The sequence below is a fragment of the Pseudomonas sp. LB1P83 genome (genome assembly GCF_054897885.1).
Window position 1 is genome coordinate 1,729,001 of record NZ_CM142709.1, and the last position, 19,816, is coordinate 1,748,816.

14 protein-coding genes and 1 other RNA gene are annotated in these 19,816 nt (G+C 60.0%); 11 read left to right on the top strand and 4 right to left on the bottom strand.

The genetic code is table 11. The features are described from left to right. The 5 genes from smc (at window position 1) to ffs (ending at window position 8,855) form a co-directional block, all read left to right on the top strand. The gene (gene smc / locus ACYZTY_RS07905) at window positions 1–3,489 is read left to right on the top strand and encodes a chromosome segregation protein SMC (RefSeq protein ID WP_461957981.1); all 3,489 of its coding nucleotides are present in this window, start codon (window positions 1–3) and stop codon (window positions 3,487–3,489) included. Between the two features lie 258 nt (window positions 3,490–3,747). After that, window positions 3,748–4,602: a cell division protein ZipA gene (gene zipA / locus ACYZTY_RS07910; protein ID WP_131059988.1), complete on the top strand. Its 855-nt coding sequence runs from the start codon at window positions 3,748–3,750 to the stop codon at window positions 4,600–4,602. Between the two features lie 125 nt (window positions 4,603–4,727). Further along, window positions 4,728–7,085 carry an NAD-dependent DNA ligase LigA gene (ligA, locus tag ACYZTY_RS07915; protein ID WP_461957982.1) on the top strand — a complete coding sequence of 786 codons (2,358 nt, stop codon included), beginning with the start codon at window positions 4,728–4,730 and terminating at the stop codon, window positions 7,083–7,085. A 199-nt stretch (window positions 7,086–7,284) separates the two neighbouring features. Beyond that, window positions 7,285–8,451, top strand: a complete 1,167-nt coding sequence (locus tag ACYZTY_RS07920) for a zinc-binding metallopeptidase family protein (protein WP_461957983.1) — start codon at window positions 7,285–7,287, stop codon at window positions 8,449–8,451. A gap of 307 nt (window positions 8,452–8,758) precedes the next feature. Continuing rightward, window positions 8,759–8,855: signal recognition particle sRNA small type (gene ffs, locus ACYZTY_RS07925), an RNA gene on the top strand. A 202-nt stretch (window positions 8,856–9,057) separates the two neighbouring features. Here ffs and ACYZTY_RS07930 read toward each other — a convergent pair. Continuing rightward, on the bottom strand, window positions 9,058–9,372 hold the full coding sequence (locus ACYZTY_RS07930; RefSeq protein WP_461957984.1) for a helix-turn-helix domain-containing protein: 315 nt from the start codon (window positions 9,370–9,372) through the stop codon (window positions 9,058–9,060). A 303-nt stretch (window positions 9,373–9,675) separates the two neighbouring features. Between ACYZTY_RS07930 and ACYZTY_RS07935 the strand changes: the two genes are divergently transcribed. Continuing rightward, a complete protein-coding gene (locus ACYZTY_RS07935) occupies window positions 9,676–11,376 on the top strand; it encodes a putative bifunctional diguanylate cyclase/phosphodiesterase (RefSeq protein ID WP_461957985.1) in 1,701 nt (566 codons plus the stop codon). Window positions 11,377–11,519: 143 nt separating this feature from the next. Here the strand turns inward: ACYZTY_RS07935 and ACYZTY_RS07940 are convergent, their stop codons facing one another. Beyond that, window positions 11,520–12,269 carry a substrate-binding periplasmic protein gene (locus tag ACYZTY_RS07940; RefSeq protein WP_461957986.1) on the bottom strand — a complete coding sequence of 250 codons (750 nt, stop codon included), beginning with the start codon at window positions 12,267–12,269 and terminating at the stop codon, window positions 11,520–11,522. A 144-nt stretch (window positions 12,270–12,413) separates the two neighbouring features. Between ACYZTY_RS07940 and dnaX the strand changes: the two genes are divergently transcribed. From dnaX to ACYZTY_RS07965, 5 genes are all read left to right on the top strand, one after another. Beyond that, window positions 12,414–14,492: a DNA polymerase III subunit gamma/tau gene (gene dnaX / locus ACYZTY_RS07945; RefSeq protein ID WP_461957987.1), complete on the top strand. Its 2,079-nt coding sequence runs from the start codon at window positions 12,414–12,416 to the stop codon at window positions 14,490–14,492. Window positions 14,493–14,559: 67 nt separating this feature from the next. Then, window positions 14,560–14,898, top strand: a complete 339-nt coding sequence (locus ACYZTY_RS07950) for a YbaB/EbfC family nucleoid-associated protein (RefSeq protein ID WP_109628912.1) — start codon at window positions 14,560–14,562, stop codon at window positions 14,896–14,898. 264 nt (window positions 14,899–15,162) lie between these two features. After that, complete coding sequence (locus tag ACYZTY_RS07955; RefSeq protein ID WP_461957988.1) at window positions 15,163–16,197, top strand: NADP-dependent oxidoreductase; 1,035 nt, start codon at window positions 15,163–15,165, stop codon at window positions 16,195–16,197. A gap of 65 nt (window positions 16,198–16,262) precedes the next feature. Then, the gene (gene recR / locus ACYZTY_RS07960) at window positions 16,263–16,865 is read left to right on the top strand and encodes a recombination mediator RecR (protein WP_461957989.1); all 603 of its coding nucleotides are present in this window, start codon (window positions 16,263–16,265) and stop codon (window positions 16,863–16,865) included. Window positions 16,866–17,061: 196 nt separating this feature from the next. Beyond that, the gene (locus ACYZTY_RS07965; RefSeq protein WP_461957990.1) at window positions 17,062–18,210 is read left to right on the top strand and encodes an acyl-CoA dehydrogenase family protein; all 1,149 of its coding nucleotides are present in this window, start codon (window positions 17,062–17,064) and stop codon (window positions 18,208–18,210) included. A gap of 135 nt (window positions 18,211–18,345) precedes the next feature. On the opposite strand, the gene ACYZTY_RS07970 is transcribed toward ACYZTY_RS07965, so the two are convergent. Continuing rightward, a complete protein-coding gene (locus ACYZTY_RS07970; protein ID WP_461957991.1) occupies window positions 18,346–18,894 on the bottom strand; it encodes an adenine phosphoribosyltransferase in 549 nt (182 codons plus the stop codon). A gap of 79 nt (window positions 18,895–18,973) precedes the next feature. After that, window positions 18,974–19,708: a fumarate/nitrate reduction transcriptional regulator Fnr gene (gene fnr, locus ACYZTY_RS07975; protein WP_090182045.1), complete on the bottom strand. Its 735-nt coding sequence runs from the start codon at window positions 19,706–19,708 to the stop codon at window positions 18,974–18,976. Window positions 19,709–19,816: the final 108 nt, after the last annotated feature.

Consider the following 19,816-nt stretch of genomic DNA (forward strand, 5'->3'; position numbering starts at 1 on the left):
GTGCGGCTCAAGTGCATAAAACTGGCAGGGTTCAAATCCTTCGTCGACCCGACCACGGTGAACTTCCCGAGCAACATGGCAGCCGTGGTCGGACCCAATGGCTGCGGCAAGTCGAACATCATCGACGCCGTGCGCTGGGTGATGGGCGAAAGTTCGGCGAAGAACCTGCGTGGCGAGTCGATGACCGACGTCATCTTCAACGGTTCGACCAGCCGTAAGCCGGTGAGTCAGGCCAGCATCGAGCTGGTGTTTGATAACTCCGATGGCACCTTGCTCGGCGAATACGCCGCCTATGCGGAAATTTCCATTCGCCGCAAAGTGACCCGCGACAGCCAGACCACCTATTACCTCAACGGCACCAAATGCCGCCGTCGCGATATCACCGACATCTTCCTCGGCACCGGCCTGGGCCCGCGCAGCTATTCGATTATCGAGCAGGGGATGATCTCCAAGCTGATCGAGTCCAAGCCCGAAGACCTGCGTAACTTCATCGAAGAAGCGGCCGGCATCTCCAAGTACAAGGAACGTCGGCGCGAGACCGAGAACCGCATTCGCCGCACCCACGAAAACCTGGCCCGCCTTACCGACCTGCGCGAAGAGCTTGAGCGTCAACTCGAACGCTTGCACCGCCAGGCCGAGGCTGCCAAGAAGTATCAGGAATACAAAGGCGAGGAGCGTCAGCTCAAGGCCCAGCTGTCGGCCCTGCGCTGGCAGGCGTTGAACGAACAGGTCGGGCAGCGCGAAGCGGTCATCGGTAATCAGGAAGTCACCTTCGAAGCCTTGGTCGCCGAGCAACGTAACGCCGACGCCAGCATCGAACGCTTCCGTGACGGGCACCATGACCTGTCAGAGCGCTTCAATCTGGTGCAGGGGCGCTTCTATTCGGTCGGCGGCGACATCGCCCGGGTCGAGCAGAGCATCCAGCACGGTCAGCAGCGTTTGCGCCAGTTGCAGGACGATCTGAAAGAAGCCGAGCGCGCGCGTCTGGAAACCGAATCGCACCTGGGCCACGACCGCACCTTGCTGCTGACCCTCGGCGAAGAGCTGGACATGCTCACGCCGGAGCAGGAAGTCACCAGCGCCGCCGCCGAAGAAGCCGCCGCTGCCCTGGAAGAATCCGAAACCACCATGCACGGCTGGCAGGAGCAGTGGGACACGTTCAACCTGACTGCCGCCGAGCCACGTCGTCAATCCGAAGTTCAGCAGTCGCGGATCCAGCAACTCGAAACCAGCATGGAGCGTTTGGCCGATCGGCAGAAGCGCCTCGGCGAAGAGCGCGCGTTGCTGTCGGCGGACCCGGAAGACGCTGCGATCATGGAGCTTAGCGAGCAACTGGCCGCGAGCGAAGCGACCCTCGAAGATTTGCAGGCCAGCGAAGAAGCTCAGGTCGAGCGCCTTGAGCAACTGCGTCAGGAATTGCAATTGGCGCTGCAGAATCAGCAACAGGCCCAGGGCGATTTGCAGCGCCTCAATGGTCGCCTCGCGTCCCTTGAAGCCTTGCAGCAAGCCGCCCTCGATCCGGGCACCGGCACCGCTGAATGGTTGCGCGAACAGCATCTGGCGGATCGCCCGCGTCTAGCCGAAGGTTTGAAAGTTGAAGCGGGTTGGGAGCTGGCGGTGGAAACCGTGCTCGGCGCCGACCTGCAAGCGGTGCTGGTGGATGACTTCGGCGATTTCGATCTGGCCGGTTTTGCCCAAGGCGATTTGCGTTTGCTCAGCCCGGCGAGCGATGGCGTGCGCGTGCCTGGCAGCCTGCTCGATAAAGTCGAAGCGCAGATTGATCTGTCGCCTTGGTTGGGGCAGGTCAAGCCCGTTGAGAACCTCGAACAGGCCTTGGCCCAGCGCAGTCAGTTGACCGTCGGCCAGAGCTTGATCAGCCGCGACGGCTATTGGGTCGGTCGACACTTTTTACGCGTACGCCGGGCCAGTGAAGCGGAAAGCGGCGTGCTCGCCCGTGGTCAGGAAATCCAGCGTCTGAGCATCGAGCGCGAAGAGCGTGAAGCCACGGTCGAAACCCTGGAAACCCAACTTCAGAATCTCCGGGCGCAGCAGCGTCAGCAGGAAAACGGTCGCGAACATTTGCGTCGTCTGCTGCAAGACGAAGCGCGTCAACAAGGCGAATTGAAAGCCCAGTTGTCTGCCGGCAAAGCCAAGGTTGAACAACTGACGTTGCGTCGTACGCGACTCGATGAAGAACTCACCGAGCTGGCTGAACAGCGCGCGCTGGAGCACGAAAACATCGGTGAAGCGCGCCTGCAATTGCAGGAAGCCCTCGACGCCATGGCGCTGGACACCGAGCAACGCGAGTTGCTGCTGGCCCAGCGCGACAGCCTGCGCGAGCGACTTGATCGGGTGCGTCAGGAAGCCCGGCAACACAAGGATCACGCGCATCAATTGGCGGTGCGTCTGGGCTCGCTCAAGGCGCAACACGATTCGACGCGCCAGGCGCTGGAACGACTGGAAATGCAGTCCGAGCGCCTGACCGAAAAACGCGAACAGTTGAGTCTCAATCTGGAGGAGGGCGAAGCGCCGCTGGAAGAATTGCGCCTCAAGCTCGAAGAGCTGCTCGACAAACGCATGACCGTCGACGAAGAACTCAAGACCGCGCAGATCGCTCTGGAAGATGCTGACCGTGAATTGCGTGATGCGGAAAAACGTCGCAACCAGGCCGAGCAGCAATCGCAGTTGATTCGCGGGCAGATGGAAACCCAGCGCATGGAATGGCAAGCCCTGACCGTGCGCCGCAAGACACTTGAAGATCAACTGCTGGAAGACGGCTACGACCTGCACGGCGTGCTCGCCACGCTGACCGCCGAGGCCAGCGAGAAGGACGCCGAAGAAGAACTCGAACGCATTGCCGCGCGCATTCAGCGCCTCGGTGCGATCAACCTGGCGGCCATCGACGAATACACGCAACAATCCGAGCGTAAACGTTATCTGGATGCGCAGAACGATGATCTGGTGGAAGCACTGGACACGCTTGAAAACGTGATTCGCAAAATCGACAAAGAAACCCGAAACCGTTTCAAAGATACCTTTGATCAGATCAATGGCGGTTTACAGGCGTTATTCCCAAAAGTTTTCGGCGGAGGACGCGCGTATTTGGAACTGACGGGCGAAGATCTACTCGATACAGGGGTAACGATCATGGCGCAGCCGCCAGGAAAGAAGAACAGCACCATCCATTTGCTCTCCGGTGGCGAAAAAGCCCTGACCGCTTTGGCCCTGGTATTTGCCATCTTCAAGTTGAATCCTGCGCCGTTCTGCATGCTCGATGAGGTGGATGCGCCATTGGATGACGCTAACGTTGGACGCTACGCACGGCTGGTCAAAGAGATGTCGCAGACGGTGCAGTTCATCTATATCACCCACAACAAGATTGCCATGGAAATGGCCGAGCAATTGATGGGTGTGACGATGCACGAACCGGGTTGTTCGCGTCTGGTGGCAGTGGATGTCGAGGAGGCGATGGCGATGGTGGAGGCCTGAGTCGGCGCTTGTAGGGCAAGTATTTTTAGTCTGTAGGACTTTTTTACCTGTCTCGACTTGCTGGCCAATCGACATATTCGCGCAAGCCATTGTGACAGACGGTGTAAAGTTGCCTTTGGTCGTGCTAGTTTAATGTCAATTTTTCGTATACGTGGGCAAAACGCCTGTCAGAACATAGAGTTGGCGCCACGTTTTAAAGCGGTTTGCGAGTTGTAAACCCCTTATTTTTCAGCATTTTTTATAGAGGCACGGGATTACATGGAAATCGGTCTGCGCGAGTGGCTGATCGTCATCGGCATTATTGTCATTGCCGGTATTCTTTTCGATGGCTGGCGTCGCATGCGCGGCGGCAAGGGAAAACTGAAATTCCGTCTTGACCGAAGTTTGTCCAACCTGCCGGACGAGGACACCAGCGCCGAGCTGTTGGGCCCGCCCCGCGTGCTGGATAATCATAAAGAACCGCAACTGGACGAGCACGATCTGCCGTCGGTGAGCATGCCTGCCCGTGAGCCGCGTGAATCGGGTTCCAAGCGCGGCAAGCGTGGCCACGGCGAGCCTTCCCAGGGTGACATGAACCTCAGCCTGGATCTGGACGGCGGCCCGAGCTTCAGCAGCCGTGACGACGACTTCCCGGATGACACCAAGGCCTCGCCTTCGGTCAGCGACAAGGAACAACCGCAAGCCGAAGAAGTGCTGGTGATCAGCGTGATCTGCCGCGACACGGCCGGCTTCAAAGGCCCGGCGTTGTTGCAGAACATTCTGGAGAGCGGTCTGCGTTTCGGCGAGATGGATATTTTCCACCGCCACGAAAGCATGGCTGGCAACGGTGAAGTCCTGTTCTCCATGGCCAATGCGGTCAAGCCGGGCATCTTCGATTTGGACGACATCGACCACTTCAGCACGCCGGCGGTAAGCTTCTTCCTCGGCCTGCCAGGCCCGCGTCATCCGAAGCAAGCGTTCGACGTGATGGTGGCCGCGGCGCGCAAACTGTCTCAGGAGCTGAACGGCGAACTGAAAGACGACCAGCGCAGCGTGCTGACCGCCCAGACGATTGAGCACTACCGTCAGCGCATCGTTGAATTCGAACGCCGCGCCCTGACCCAGAAGCGCTGATCTGTAGGAGCCAGGCTTGCCGGCGAAGGCGATCTCAAGTACGCCTTCGCCGGCAAGCCTGGCTCCTACAAAAATCTACAGATTGAGCAGCCTCGGCTGCTCTTTTGCTTTATGAGAGAACACCCATGACCGCCGCCAAAAACCGCATTCTAGAGCTGCGCGCTGAGCTGGATCAGCACAACTACCGTTATCACGTGCTGGACGAGCCGAGCATTCCGGACGTCGAATACGACCGGCTGTTCCACGAACTCAAGGCCCTCGAAGCGGCCAATCCAGAGCTGATCACCAGCGACTCGCCGACCCAGCGCGTCGGCAGCGCGGCGCTGTCAGCGTTCACTCAGGTGCGTCACGAAGTGCCGATGCTCAGCCTCGGTAACGCCTTCGAAGAAACCGACATGCGCGAGTTCGATCGCCGGGTGACTGAAGGCCTCGACCTGCCGGCCGGCGACTTGTTTGGCGGCGGCGCGGCGGTGGAATACAGCTGCGAACCGAAGCTCGATGGCCTGGCGGTCAGCCTGCTTTATCAAGACGGCGTGTTGGTACGCGGCGCGACCCGCGGCGACGGCACCACCGGCGAAGACATCAGCGTCAACGTGCGCACCGTGCGCAATATCCCGCTCAAGCTGCAAGGCACGGGCTGGCCGTCGACCCTGGAAGTGCGCGGCGAAGTGTTTATGTCCAAGGCCGGTTTCGAGCGGCTGAACGCCACGCAACTGGAAGTCGGCGGCAAGACCTTCGCCAACCCGCGCAACGCAGCGGCGGGCAGCTTGCGTCAACTGGATTCGAAGATTACCGCCAACCGTCCTCTGGAGTTCTGCTGCTATGGCATCGGCCAGATTTCGGCGGACATCGCTGACACGCACATCGGTAATCTCAAGCAGCTCCAGGCATGGGGCATGCCGATCAGTCGTGAGCTGAAACTGGCGCACGGCATTGACGAGTGCCTGGATTACTACCGCGACATCGGTGAGCGCCGCAACGGGCTGGCCTATGAAATCGATGGCGTGGTGTTCAAGGTCAACAGCATCGCCTCCCAGCGTGAACTGGGTTTCCGTGCTCGCGAACCGCGCTGGGCGATTGCCCACAAATTCCCGGCCATGGAAGAACTCACCGAACTGCTCGACGTGGAATTCCAGGTCGGCCGCACCGGCGCCGTGACGCCTGTGGCGCGCTTGAAACCGGTCAAGGTCGCCGGTGTCACCGTGGCCAATGCGACGTTGCACAACATGGACGAAGTGGCGCGTCTGGGCTTGATGATCGGCGACACCGTGATCATTCGCCGCGCGGGTGATGTGATTCCGCAAGTAGTTCAGGTGGTCATGGAACGTCGTCCGGATGACGCGCGTGCGGTGCAGATTCCCGAGAAGTGCCCGGTCTGCGGCTCGCATGTCGAGCGCACGCAACTGGTCAAACGCAGCAAGGGTCGCGAGACCGTCAGCGAAGGCGCGGTCTACCGCTGCGTCGGTCGACTGGCCTGTGGTGCGCAACTCAAGCAGGCGATCATTCACTTCGTCTCCCGTCGCGCGATGGACATTGAAGGCTTGGGCGAGAAGAGCGTCGAGCAGTTGGTGGACGAAGGGCTGGTGAACTCGCCGGCCGATCTGTACGCCCTGACGTTCGAGCAAATCGTCGATCTGGAAGGCTTTGCCGAACTGTCGAGCAAGAACCTGCTCGGCGCCATCGAAGACAGCAAGCAGCCGAGCCTTGCACGGTTCATCTACGCCCTCGGAATTCCGGATGTCGGCGAAGAGACGGCCAAGGTGCTGGCGCGTTCCCTCGGCTCGCTGGAGCGGGTTCAGCAGGCGTTGCCGCAAGTGTTGACGTACTTGCCGGATGTCGGTCTGGAAGTGGCTCATGAGATCCACAGCTTCTTTGAGGATGCGCACAACCAACAGGTGATTGCGGATCTGCTCAAGCACGGTTTGCAGATTCAGGATCAGGGCGAGCTGGGTGCCGAGTTTGCCGCCAGCACCACGCTGGGCGGTTTCCTCGACAAGCTGCACATTCCTTCGGTCGGGCCGGGTGGTGCGCAGAAGCTGGCGGACAAGTTCGGTTCGCTGGAAGCGGTGATGAACGCGGACTGGCTGGACATGCGTCAGGCATTGCCGGAGAAGCAGGCGAACTCGGTTCGCGAGTTTTTTGCCGTGGCAGAAAATCGCCAGATTGCTGAGGCTGCCGAAAAGCAGTTGCGCGATTTCGGCATGCACTGGCAGAGCGAGAAGAAGGTCGTCGAAGGCCTGCCGCTGGCTGGTCAGACTTGGGTGCTGACCGGTTCGCTGGAATTGATGAGCCGTGATATCGCCAAGGACAAACTCGAAAGCCTCGGCGCCAAGGTGGCGGGTTCGGTGTCGGCCAAGACCCATTGTGTGGTGGCTGGGCCGGGTGCGGGTTCGAAGTTGGCCAAGGCTAATGAGCTTGGATTGAAGGTTCTCGATGAAGATGGGCTTATCCAAACATTGCGCGAGCACGGCAAGCTGGATTAAGACTTGGCAATTCAAAACCTGTGGGAGTGAGCCTGCTCGCGATGAGGCCGTTACAGGCGGCATGGAGGGTGACTGGTCCACCGCTATCGCGAGCAGGCTCACTCCCACATTGTCCGTGCCAGGCTTGCTTCATCGCGGCGCGGGAACGATCTGCACGCAAGGATGATCTAGTCTTGGCAAGCCCCAGGGAGATATCGCCATGTACCGCTTCTTCGAACAGCTCAGCTCACGCATCGCCGCGCCCTTCATGGGCGAAATTTCGCGCAACAGCATGGTCTGGCATTGTCGCTGCGGGCAGTCGCTGTTCTTTCGCAACAGCCAGTGCCTGGCCTGTTCGGCAGCGCTGGGTTATCAGCCGGAGCAGAGCCGCTTGTCGTCGCTGCAGCCAGGCTTACAGGCGGACACTTGGCTGCTCCACGCCGATCCCGAAGCCGGCCTGTTCCGGCGCTGCGCCAACCTCGATTCCCCGGCCGCGTGCAATTGGCTGCTGCCGGCCAATGACCACGATGCGTTGTGCATCGCCTGTAGCCTGAATCGCACCATCCCTGACTTGTCGATTGCCGAAAACCACGACCGCTGGCGCAAGGTCGAAACCGCCAAGCGTCGTCTGGTCGCACAGTTGATCAGCCTGGGTTTGCAGGTGATTCCAAAAACCGTCGACGAACAGACCGGCCTGGCCTTCGACTTCATCGGCGTCGACCTTGAAGGCAAGCCGCCGACCACAGGGCACGCCAACGGTCTGATCACCCTCGATATCAAGGAAGCCGACGACGCCCATCGCGAGAAGGTCCGGGTGCAAATGCACGAGCCATATCGCACGCTGCTCGGGCATTTTCGTCATGAGGTCGGGCATTACTACTGGGACCGGTTGATCGCCGATAGCCCTTGGCTGGAGTCGTTCCGCAGCTTGTTCGGTGATGAGCGTGCCAGCTACGCCGACGCTCTGGAGCGCCATTACCAGCAAGGCGCACCACCCGACTGGCAGCAACAGTGCGTCAGCGCCTACGCCACCATGCATCCTTGGGAAGACTGGGCGGAAACCTGGGCGCATTACCTGCACATGATGGACGCGGTGGACACGGCGCTGGGGTTTGGCATGAGTGCGCGGGAGATGGATTTCGACTACCAGCCGTTTCCGTCCGAGACGCTCTACGATCCGCAGCATCCCGGCGGCGCGGCGTTCCTGTCATTCGTCAACGCATGGATCGAATTGGCCGGCATGCTCAACGAGCTGTCGCGCAGCATGGGGCAACCGGATTTCTATCCGTTCGTCCTTCCGCCAGCGGTGATAGCCAAGCTGCACTTCATTCACCTGGTGATCCAGCAAGAGGGCGGCAGGGCGGATGAGGTGGTGCAAGACCTTTAGGAGATGTCGGCGCCTGGGTTCGTTTGTAGCAGCTGTCGAGCCTGCGAGGCTGCGTTCGGCTGCGAAGCAGTCGTAAAATCAGGCGACTCGATTTTTCAGGTAAACCGCGCATACCGGATTTACGACTGCTTCGCAGCCGAACGCAGCCTCGCAGGCTCGACAGCTGCTACATGACTGCGGTGTTCTTCAGGTTTTGCATGTCCTTGAAGCAGCACATATTTTTTAATCCCCCCGAACGGTTGTAACTTCGTCTCAGATAGGTACAATGGCGCGGCTCGCCGTCAGGTGAGCGTCGTTATGGTGACCCCATCGGTCCCCCCGCAACGATTACCCGTGAACCTGGTCAGATCCGGAAGGAAGCAGCCACAGCGGGAACATTGTGTGCCGGGGTGTGGCTGGTGGGGTTGCCTCCATAACGCACCGCGAGTCCTCTCTCGCGTTATCTCTCTGAAAATACCTGTTTTGTCGTGCTGCCATGGCGCTTGTCCCAGGCGGTTTTTTGTCGTTTCCGATTTTCAGAATGAACATAAAAAGGAGGCCGGCGTGTCGTATCAGACACGTCGGCCTCCTTTTTTCATTTCCGGCATTTGTTCTTTATTTCTGGCACTAAGGCTTGGACAAGGCCTGGTCAACCGCTGCAATCAGCTTTCCCAGATCCTTCGGGGTGGCTTTGTGAATGACACCGAACAGATACGCCCGCTGTTCATCTTCATCGCCTAAATCTGCGAAAAAGGCTTTCAGCTTTACGCCCAGCACCTCGGCAAGCAGAAACAAGGCGTCAACGCTGGGGGTATAGGTTCCGGTTTCAAAGCGGCTGATGGTTTTGGGGTCAAAACCGGTTTTTTCGCCGAGTTCAGCCTGAGTAAGCCCCGCGACCTTGCGGTAGCGTCGGATGGCTGGACCCAAACTTGAAATTTGCATCGCTCAATTCCCATTTAGAATCAAGAACTTAACGATAGATTTTTGCATTAGGCAACTGCATGATTCATCACCTCGCTTTGCAAAATGTGATGCATTTCGTAGAATCGCCGCCAATAAGGGGTGTTTGGTGACCTGTTTCCAGAAAATGGGCGATGCGAAACCGCCAGCATTGCGCTCCCTTGCCAGCCTTGCACGAGGTTTTTGAGACTAGCCGATCTTCGGTTCTGCGAAGTCAGCAAATGCTGGTCATGGAGTGAAAACGTGTTTGCGCAGTCCCACCGCTAGCGACAGCGAGCCTGATTCATGGATGAGAATTACCGCAGGGCCGTGGATGCCGCCGCCATTTTTTCCGAGACTGACCTGAGCGGCCGGATTACCCACGTCAACGATCAGTTCTGCGCCGTGTCCGGCTATAGCCGCGACGAGTTGCTCGGGCAGAACCATCGTCTCCTCAATTCCGGCGTACACACCGCTGATTTTTTCGCTGGCATGTGGCGCACCATCGCGCTGGGCAACGTCTGGAAGGGCGATATTTGTAACCGCGCCAAGGACGGCAGCCTGTACTGGGTCGAAAGTACCATGGTGCCGGTGCTCAATGATGCCACCGGACGGATTGATCGCTACCTGTCGATTCGTTTCGACATCAGCGAAAAACGCCAGTTATTGCATTCCCTGCAATGGCGGGTCGGCCATGACGTGCTGACCGGGCTGCCCAATCGCGCGTTCCTCTCGGATCTGCTGGACCAGGCGCTGGAGTTCTCCCGACAGGAAAACATCCCGCTCGCCGTCTGCATGCTCGACCTTGACGGGTTCAAAGCGGTCAACGACGGCTACGGCCACGCCAGTGGCGATCAGTTGCTGGTGGAAGTGGCCAAGCGTTTGCGCCACATCGTGCGTGGCGAAGATGTGGTCGCGCGGTTGGCTGGCGACGAGTTCGTGCTGGTGTTGCGTTACGTGCGGGATCTGCCGGAATTGCGCGCGGCGCTGAATCGGGTGCTGGGGGCAGTCTCGGCGCCGTACACCTTGCATGGCAAGGACATCAATGTGTTCGCCAGTATCGGCGTCACGCTGTTTCCCCTCGATAATGAAGATGCCGAAACCCTGTTGCGTCACGCCGATCAGGCCATGTACGTGGCCAAGCAGCGCGGTCGCAACCGATTCCATCTGTTCGACGTGTCCAGAGATCAAGAGGTCAAGGCCACTCACCAGACGGTCGAGCGAGTGCGCCAGGCGCTCGCCGCCGATGAGTTGCGTCTGCATTTTCAACCCAAGGTCAACATGCGCCTTGGCGTGGTGGTCGGTTTCGAGGCGTTGTTGCGCTGGGAGCATCCGCACAATGGCCTGGTGCCGGCACGGGAGTTTTTGCCGCTGGTGGAAGAGACGGACCTGATCGTCGACATCGGCGAATGGGTGATGGATCAGGTTCTGACGCAGTTGCGCCAATGGCAGCAGGCGGGGCAGGGCTGGCCGATCAGCATTAACATCGCGGCACGGCATTTTCAGCGCGCGGATTTCGTCGACCGCCTCAGGCATGTCCTCGCCCGGCATGCCGACGTTGCCCCACAGATGCTTGACCTGGAAATCGTCGAGTCAGTGGCGATCGAGAATATCCAGCACGTCAGCGCCTGTTTGCAGGCCTGTCAGGCACTCGGGGTGCAGTTTTCATTGGGTGACTTCGGCACCGGCTATTCGTCGCTGAGCTACCTCAAGCGTTTGCGCACCCAAACCATCAAGATCGATAAATCGTTTGTGCGCGACATTCTGGATGATCGCGATGACCTGGCGCTGACCACAGCGGTGATCGGTCTGGCCCGAGCGTTTGGCCGGCAGGTGATTGCCGAAGGGCTGCAAAGTATCGAGCACGGGGAGTTGCTGCTGCGACTGGGGTGTGAAGTTGCCCAGGGCTATTTCATCGCCCGGCCAATGCCTCCCGCCGAGGTGCCGGCGTGGGTGGCGGGGTTTGTCGCGCCACTGCAATGGCGGGTGCTGGATCAGGTTGGCTGAAGTCTTGAAATCACCACCGGACCCCTGTAGGAGTGAGCCTGCTCGCGATAGCGGTATGTCAGTCACCATCAATGTTGAATGTCAGACCGCTATCGCGAGCAGGCTAACTCCTACAAGGGACCGGTGTCGATCAGAAGATTCGCTTAAGGTGTACCGGGCTCGGAACCTATATAGAGCCGGATAATGTCATCAATCTCCCCCGACATTTTCATCCGCAGCAACGTGCGCAGTATGCGTTGCACCGGCACCTTGGGGTCGTTGCGCACGTAGCAACCGACGCTTTGTTCCTGCAACACCGCCACGCCTTTGAGTTGCTGGTCGGGCAACAGGCGCTGATTGAACCAGTCCAGTGTCCATTGATTGCTCACGGCATAGCGATAGCGCCCGGCCGAGAGTTTTTCCAGCACTTGCTCCTGGTTGCGCGCGTCTTCGCGATGCAGTCGGTTCGCATCGAACAGGGGTTGCAGAGTCGGGTAGCTGTAGCCATTTACCGTGCCGACAGGTTGTGGCGGCAGGTTCGCCAGCACCACGGAGGTTGGCGGATCTTGTCGGCTGATCAGCATGTCGCGCTGAAACCAGAGCGGAATGCTCCAGATGTAGTCTCCGGACTGATTCGGCAGCCAGGACTGCGCGGCATAGCAGCGGACATCGACCTCGCCGTGTTCCATGGCGTTTTGCACCCGCGCCCGTGGCAGCACATGAAACTCGGCCGGCACGCCGACCTGGGTCGCGAGGCTGAGCATCACGTCGAACAGGATGCCCTGGGTCACTTGTCCGCGCTCCAGTTGCACCATCGGCATCGCCCAACTGTCGGGCACCACGAAACGTAGCGGCGCGTCAGCGGCAGCGACGCTCAGACTTATCCACAGCAGTGCCCCCAAGGCAAAACGCATAAACGCTCCGGTACATCGCAAACCTGAGCCGATAAAAGCCCCCCAAAGTGCATCTTAGCCAGATTAGACGAGCGCACCGGATGCAATTTTGGCCTTGCTCCGCTAGCATTAGCCGCTTCTGTTCCTTCGTTGCGACGGTTTTCGATGAGTTATCAGGTTCTTGCACGTAAATGGCGTCCGCGCTCGTTCCGCGAAATGGTCGGCCAGACCCATGTGCTCAAGGCTCTGATCAATGCCTTGGACAGCCAGCGGCTGCACCATGCCTACCTGTTCACCGGTACGCGCGGGGTCGGCAAGACCACCATCGCACGGATCATCGCCAAATGCCTGAACTGTGAAACAGGTATCACTTCGACGCCTTGCGGCGAGTGTTCGGTGTGCCGCGAAATCGACGAGGGTCGCTTTGTCGACCTGATCGAGATCGACGCCGCGAGCCGGACCAAGGTCGAGGACACCCGCGAGCTGCTCGATAACGTGCAATACGCACCGAGCCGCGGGCGCTTCAAGGTCTACCTGATCGACGAAGTGCACATGCTCTCCAGCCATTCCTTCAATGCGCTGTTGAAAACCCTCGAAGAGCCGCCGCCCTACGTCAAGTTCATCCTGGCGACGACCGATCCGCAGAAACTTCCTGCAACCATTCTGTCGCGATGCCTGCAGTTCTCCCTGAAGAACATGACCCCGGAGCGTGTGGTCGAGCATTTGACCCACGTGCTGGGCGTCGAGAACGTGCCGTTCGAAGACGACGCACTGTGGCTGCTGGGTCGCGCCGCCGACGGCTCGATGCGTGACGCCATGAGCCTGACCGACCAGGCCATTGCCTTCGGTGAAGGCAAGGTCATGGCCGCCGACGTGCGGGCAATGCTCGGCACGCTCGATCACGGTCAGGTCTACGACGTTCTGCATTCGCTGATCGAAGGCGACGCCAAGGCCTTGCTCGAAGCCGTTCGCCATCTGGCCGAGCAAGGCCCGGACTGGAACGGCGTGCTCTCGGAAATTCTCAACGTGCTGCACCGTGTCGCCATCGCCCAGGCGTTGCCTGAAGGTGTCGACAACGGCCAGGGCGACCGCGATCGGGTACTGGCACTGGCTCAGGCCTTACCGGCCGAAGATGTGCAGTTCTATTACCAGATGGGCCTGATCGGCCGCCGCGACTTGCCGCTGGCGCCGGACCCCCGTGGTGGCTTCGAAATGGTCTTGCTGCGAATGCTCGCGTTCCGACCGGCGGACACCGCGGACGCCCCGAGGCAACCGCTAAAGCCAGTGGGGATCAGCCAGGCCACAGTTGATTCCGCAAATTCAGTGGCTGCCGCGCCGGTTGTGGCGCCGGTAGTCGCTGCGGCAGTTGCCCCTGCGCCTGTGCCTGAACCCGTCGCTGCGGCGGTTTCTGCTCCAGAGCCGGAACCGGTTGCGCCCGTTGTCATGGCCGAGCCTGTGGTTGAGCCTCTCGCGGTCGAAGCGGTGGTCGACTTGCCGTGGAATGACCCGGTCGAGCCCGAACCCGTCCAGCAACCCGCCGTCGAGCCGGTCCTGGAAACCGCCAGCGAACAACCCGATCTGCCGCCGATGCCGTTGCCGACGCCTGACAGCGTGGTGCCGGACGCGCCGGAGTGGGCCGCAGCGCCGATCCCGGAGCCTTCGGTGGCCGACGTCGATGCCGCCACGCCGGGCGTAGACCTGGATGACGAGCCGCCGCTGGACGAAGACTACATCGAGCCGGACATGGATTCGGCTTACAGCTACCTCGATGAACTGGCCAGCGAACACGCCGCCGAACCCGCGCCGGAACCCGAGCCTGAGCCGGCCGCCATGCCCGCCACCGGTCTGGCCCTGCAATGGCTGGAGCTGTTCCCGAAATTGCCGATCTCGGGCATGACCGGCAGCATCGCCGCCAACTGCACCCTGATCGCTGTCGATGGCGACAACTGGCTGTTGCACCTGGACCCGGCCCACAGCGCCTTGTTCAACGCGACCCAGCAACGTCGTCTCAACGATGCGTTGAACCAGTTTCACGGGCGTACGCTGACCCTGACCATGGAGCTGATCAAGCCTGAGCAGGAAACCCCGGCCCAGGCCGCGTCCCGGCGCCGCGTCAACCGTCAGCGCGAGGCCGAGGAGTCAATCCACGGTGATCCGTTCATCCAGCAAATGATGCAGCAGTTCGGTGCGGTGGTCCGTAACGATACTATTGAACCTGTCGAAGCCCTGGTCAGTCAGGGCTAATAACTGAAGGCGTTCGGCCCCAAACGCCGGGCGCTGTTTAAATCCAAGTACTTTTGAGGTGATTCCCATGATGAAAGGTGGCATGGCCGGCCTGATGAAGCAGGCGCAGCAGATGCAGGAAAAAATGGCCAAGATGCAGGAAGAACTGGCCAACGCCGAAGTCACCGGTAAAGCCGGCGGCGATATGGTCACTGTGGTGATGACCGGTCGTCACGACGTCAAGCGCGTGACCATCGACCCAAGCCTGGTTGAAGGCCTGAGCGAAGACGACAAAGAGATGCTGGAAGCGGTGTTCGCCGCCGCCGTCAACGACGCCGTGCGCAAGATCGAAGCCAACAGCCAGGACAAAATGGGCAACATGACCGCTGGCATGCAACTGCCGCCGGGGATGAAACTGCCGTTCTGATTCGCCAAAGCGCATCGGATAAGCTACAAAAAATGCCAGGCATCGCGCCTGGCATTTTTGTTTCTGTCAGTTGGAAATGTAGCGCCTGTGAAGCAACCTTCGCGGGCAAGCCTCGCTCCTACATGGGATCGCGAACTCCTGTAGGAGCGAGGCTTGCCCGCGAAGAATTCACCTCGGTACAACTGACGAAACATCGAACGCCCTGCCACCACAAAGGTCTGCTCCCCTATACCGCCGAATTCATCGATCAAAGGAGACGCTCACATGCCAGACGCATTGACCCTCAACCAACGTATCGTCCTGGCGTCCCGCCCCACAGGCGCGCCGACGCCGGAGAATTTCCGCCTGGAGCGGGTCGCGTTGCCAGACCTGGCCGACGGCCAGGTCCTGCTCAAGACTCAATACCTGTCACTGGACCCCTACATGCGCGGTCGCATGAGTGACGCGCCGTCCTACGCCGCGCCGGTGGAAATCGGCGAGGTGATGACCGGTGGCGCTGTCAGCCGCGTCGAGCGCTCGCTGAATCCGAAATTCCACGAAGGCGACCTGGTGGTGGGTGCCACCGGCTGGCAGAGCCACAGCATCAGCGATGGCCGCAACATCATTCCAGTGCCGAGCGGTTTGCCGACCCCGTCAATGGCCCTGGGTGTGCTGGGCATGCCGGGCATGACCGCGTACATGGGCCTGATGGACATCGGCCAGCCCAACGCTGGCGAAACCCTGGTGGTCGCCGCCGCCTCGGGTGCGGTGGGCTCGGTGGTCGGCCAAGTGGCGAAGATCAAAGGCCTGCGCGTGATTGGCGTGGCGGGTGGAGCGGAAAAATGCCGCTATGTAGTGGAGGAGTTGGGGTTCGATGCCTGCGTCGACCACAAGAGCCCGAACTTCGCCGATGAACTGGCTCAGGCGTGCTCCGAAGGTATCGATATCTACTACGAGAACGTCGGCGGCAAGGTGTTCGACGCGGTGGTGCCGCTGCTCAATGCCAAGGCACGGATTCCACTCTGCGGCCTTATCGCTGGCTACAACGCCCACGAAGCGCCGTCCGGCCCGGATCGCCTGCCGCAATTGCAGCGCACGTTGCTGACCAAGCGCGTACGAATCCAGGGCTTTATCGTGTTCGACGACTACGGTGATCGTCAGCCGGAGTTCATCAGCGCCATGGCGCCGTGGGTGCGAGACGGCAAGGTCAAATTCCGCGAAGACGTGGTCGATGGCCTTGAGAATGCACCCGAGGCCTTCATCGGTCTGCTGGAAGGACGCAACTTTGGCAAACTGGTGGTTCGGGTCGCTCAAGACTGAATAATTGACGCTAAACAGAGGCGCGGGTATAAACCGCGTCTCGTTGTTTTGTCGGACGTTTCCCCATGAGCTTCAGCCCTTTGATTCGCCAACTGATCGATGCCCTGCGAATTTTGCCGGGTGTCGGTCAGAAAACTGCTCAGCGCATGGCGCTGCAACTGCTTGAGCGTGATCGCAGCGGTGGTTCGCGACTGGCGTCGGCACTGAGCCAGGCGATGGAAGGGGTGGGCCATTGCCGGTTGTGCCGCACGCTGACTGAAGACGACCTCTGCCCGCAATGTTCCGATACTCGTCGTGACGACACCTTGCTCTGCGTGGTGGAAGGTCCGATGGATGTGTACGCCGTGGAGCAGACCGGTTTCCGGGGTCGCTACTTTGTGCTCAAGGGCCATCTCTCGCCGCTCGACGGGCTGGGTCCGGAAGCCATCGGTATTCCGCAGCTGCTGGCGCGGATTGAGGAGGCGGGCACGTTTACTGAAGTCATCCTGGCCACCAACCCGACCGTGGAAGGTGAGGCGACGGCGCACTACATCGCCCAATTGCTGAGCAATAAAGGTTTGATTGCTTCGCGTATCGCCCACGGGGTGCCGTTGGGGGGTGAGCTGGAACTGGTGGATGGCGGGACATTGGCGCATTCGTTTGCGGGGCGTAAGCCGATCGTCTTGTAATTTGGGGTGTCTGCACTGAAGCCTTCGCGGGCAAGCCTCGCTCCTACAGAAGGACCAGTGACCCTGTAGGAGCGAGCGGTGCGGCGATCCGACTTGCCCGCGAAGGCCGCGGCTCGGTCCCTCTGATTCACACAATTCTATTGAAAACCAAGCAAGCGCTCGGTTAACTTCGCTGAACCTTCAGTGGAGCTCGCCGATGCCTGCCTTTCAGGAATACTTCGATCCCAGCCACCAATTGGTCCGCGACAGCGTCAGACGTTTCGTCGAGCGTGAGATTCTTCCGGACATTGATCAGTGGGAGGAAGCTGAAAGTTTTCCCCGCGAGCTCTACCTCAAGGCCGGTGCAGCGGGGATCCTGGGGATTGGATATCCCGAATCCCTGGGCGGCAGCCACGAAGGTGATGTGTTCGCCAAGGTCGCTGCCAGCGAAGAGCTGATGCGCTGCGGCTCCGGCGGTCTGGTGGCGGGCCTCGGTTCACTGGACATCGGCCTGCCGCCGATTCTCAAGTGGGCCAGGCCTGAAGTCCGTGATCGTGTCGTCCCGCAAGTGCTGGCCGGCGAGAAGATCAGCGCGCTGGCCGTCACCGAACCCAGCGGCGGCTCCGATGTGGCCAATCTGCAAACCCGTGCCGTGCGTGACGGCGATTTTTACCGGGTCAGCGGCAGTAAAACCTTTATCACCAGTGGCGTCCGCGCGGATTTCTACACCGTCGCGGTGCGCACCGGTGAACCGGGTTTCGGTGGCATCAGTCTGCTGCTGATCGAAAAGGGCACGCCCGGTTTCACCGTCGGCCGTCAGTTGAAGAAAATGGGCTGGTGGGCGTCGGACACGGCTGAATTGTTCTTCGATGATTGCCGGGTGCCTGTGGGAAATCTGATTGGCTCCGAGAACATGGGCTTCGCCTGCATCATGGGCAACTTCCAGAGCGAACGCCTGGCGTTGGCGTTGATGGCCAACATGACGGCGCAGCTGGCGCTGGAGGAAAGCCTGAAATGGGCGCGTCAGCGCGAAGCCTTTGGCAAACCCATCGGCAAGTTCCAGGTGCTTAAACATCGCCTCGCGGAAATGGCTACGGCATTGGAGGTGTCGCGGGAGTTCACTTACCGTCAGGCGGCAAAAATGGCGGCGGGGCAGAGTGTGATCAAGGAGATTTCCATGGCCAAGAATTTTGCGACCGACACGGCTGACCGGATTACGACGGATGCGGTGCAGATTTTGGGTGGTTTGGGGTACATGCGCGAGAGTCTGGTGGAGCGGCTGTATCGGGATAACCGGATTCTGTCGATTGGCGGCGGGACGCGGGAAGTGATGAACGAGATCATCAGTAAGCAGATGGGGCTTTGAGTCTTTTGGTGTAGCGGCTTGCGCCTTCGCGGGCAAGCCTCGCTCCTACGGTTTTCGGTCGAAGCCGAATATCCGACACGACCCTGATCGTGTAGGAGTGAGGCTTGCCCACGAAGGCGTCAGTGAGGACGCCGTCTACTTCTCGCTCAACGCAAACTGCGTCAGGCAAAAAGTCGGAATCCCCATCTCTTCCAGCCGCTGCGACCCACCCAGCTCCGGCAGATCAATAATCGCCGCCGCTTCATGAACCCGCGCGCCCATGCGCCGAATCAGGTTCGCTGCCGCAATCAGCGTACCGCCGGTGGCGATCAAATCATCAAACATCACCACCGAGTCACCTTCGCACAAGCTGTCGGCGTGCACTTCGAGAAAGGCTTCACCGTATTCGGTGGCATAACCCTCGGCCAACACGTCGGCCGGCAGTTTGCCTTGCTTGCGGAACAGCACCAACGGCTTGTTCAACTGATAGGCGAGGACCGAGCCAATCAGGAAACCACGCGCATCCATCGCGCCGATATGCGTAAAGTCCGCCTCGACATAACGATGAGCGAAGCTGTCCATCACCAGGCGCAGGGCCGTTGGCGACTGGAACAACGGCGTGATGTCGCGAAAGATCACGCCCGGCTTGGGGAAGTCGATCACGGGACGGATCAGGGATTTGATGTCGAAGGCGTCGAAGGCCATAGTCGAAGAATCCTGGCAGGCTGCAAACGTCGCAGTATAACGGCGGCTGAACCGTTTCGCTCAGCCGCAATTGTTGCTGTCAGCCTTCGAGCGAGCCACCGGCCAGCGCGCAGAGCTGGATCGGGTCGAGGATATGGATTTCCTTGCCCTCGGCGGCGATCAGTTCGTTCTGCTGGAAGCGCGTGAACACCCGGGACACGGTTTCCACCGCCAGGCCCAGGTAATTGCCGATTTCGTTGCGCGACATGCTCAGGCGGAACTGGTTGGCCGAGAAACCCCGGGCGCGGAAACGTGCCGAAAGGTTGACCAGAAACGTGGCAATGCGCTCGTCGGCGGTTTTCTTCGACAGCAGCAACATCATTTGTTGATCGTCGCGAATCTCGCGGCTCATGACACGCATCAGCTGACGGCGCAGTTGCGGCAGTTGCAGGGCCAGTTCGTCAAGGCGTTCGAAGGGGATTTCGCACACCGACGTGGTTTCCAGGGCTTGCGCCGAAACCGGGTGCTTTTCGGTGTCCATGCCCGACAGGCCGACCAGTTCGCTCGGCAAGTGGAAACCGGTGAGCTGTTCTTCACCGCCATCGCTCAGGCTGAAGGTCTTGAGAGCGCCGGAGCGAACTGCATAAACGGAATCGAAGGTGTCGCCCTGGCGGAACAGAAACTCGCCTTTTTTCAGCGGGCGGCCACGTTTAACGATCTCGTCCAGCGCATCCATGTCTTCCAGATTCAGAGAAAGTGGCAAGCAGAGGGGAGCCAGGCTGCAATCCTTGCAATGGGCCTGGCTGTGAGCGCGCAGTTTTACTGGCTCGGACATTTCTTCAATCCTTGTGGGAAAACACACATAAGCCGTAAGGGTAACTCACGGGAGGACATTCAGGCCAGTTTGTGCCGTTTTTGTCGCATGACGATAAAAGGCCGCGCT

What these genes read in the sequence shown, in the direction of transcription:
- ACYZTY_RS07965 (WP_461957990.1), top strand. Translation starts at nt 17,062, where the DNA reads ATGCCTGCCTTTCAGGAATACTTCGATCCCAGCCACCAATTGGTCCGC.
- dnaX (WP_461957987.1), top strand. Translation starts at nt 12,414, where the DNA reads ATGAGTTATCAGGTTCTTGCACGTAAATGGCGTCCGCGCTCGTTCCGC.
- ACYZTY_RS07950 (WP_109628912.1), top strand. Translation starts at nt 14,560, where the DNA reads ATGATGAAAGGTGGCATGGCCGGCCTGATGAAGCAGGCGCAGCAGATG.
- ACYZTY_RS07940 (WP_461957986.1), bottom strand. Translation starts at nt 12,269, where the DNA reads ATGCGTTTTGCCTTGGGGGCACTGCTGTGGATAAGTCTGAGCGTCGCT.
- ACYZTY_RS07920 (WP_461957983.1), top strand. Translation starts at nt 7,285, where the DNA reads ATGTACCGCTTCTTCGAACAGCTCAGCTCACGCATCGCCGCGCCCTTC.
- recR (WP_461957989.1), top strand. Translation starts at nt 16,263, where the DNA reads ATGAGCTTCAGCCCTTTGATTCGCCAACTGATCGATGCCCTGCGAATT.
- zipA (WP_131059988.1), top strand. Translation starts at nt 3,748, where the DNA reads ATGGAAATCGGTCTGCGCGAGTGGCTGATCGTCATCGGCATTATTGTC.
- ACYZTY_RS07935 (WP_461957985.1), top strand. Translation starts at nt 9,676, where the DNA reads ATGGATGAGAATTACCGCAGGGCCGTGGATGCCGCCGCCATTTTTTCC.
- ACYZTY_RS07930 (WP_461957984.1), bottom strand. Translation starts at nt 9,372, where the DNA reads ATGCAAATTTCAAGTTTGGGTCCAGCCATCCGACGCTACCGCAAGGTC.
- ligA (WP_461957982.1), top strand. Translation starts at nt 4,728, where the DNA reads ATGACCGCCGCCAAAAACCGCATTCTAGAGCTGCGCGCTGAGCTGGAT.
- ACYZTY_RS07970 (WP_461957991.1), bottom strand. Translation starts at nt 18,894, where the DNA reads ATGGCCTTCGACGCCTTCGACATCAAATCCCTGATCCGTCCCGTGATC.
- ACYZTY_RS07955 (WP_461957988.1), top strand. Translation starts at nt 15,163, where the DNA reads ATGCCAGACGCATTGACCCTCAACCAACGTATCGTCCTGGCGTCCCGC.
- fnr (WP_090182045.1), bottom strand. Translation starts at nt 19,708, where the DNA reads ATGTCCGAGCCAGTAAAACTGCGCGCTCACAGCCAGGCCCATTGCAAG.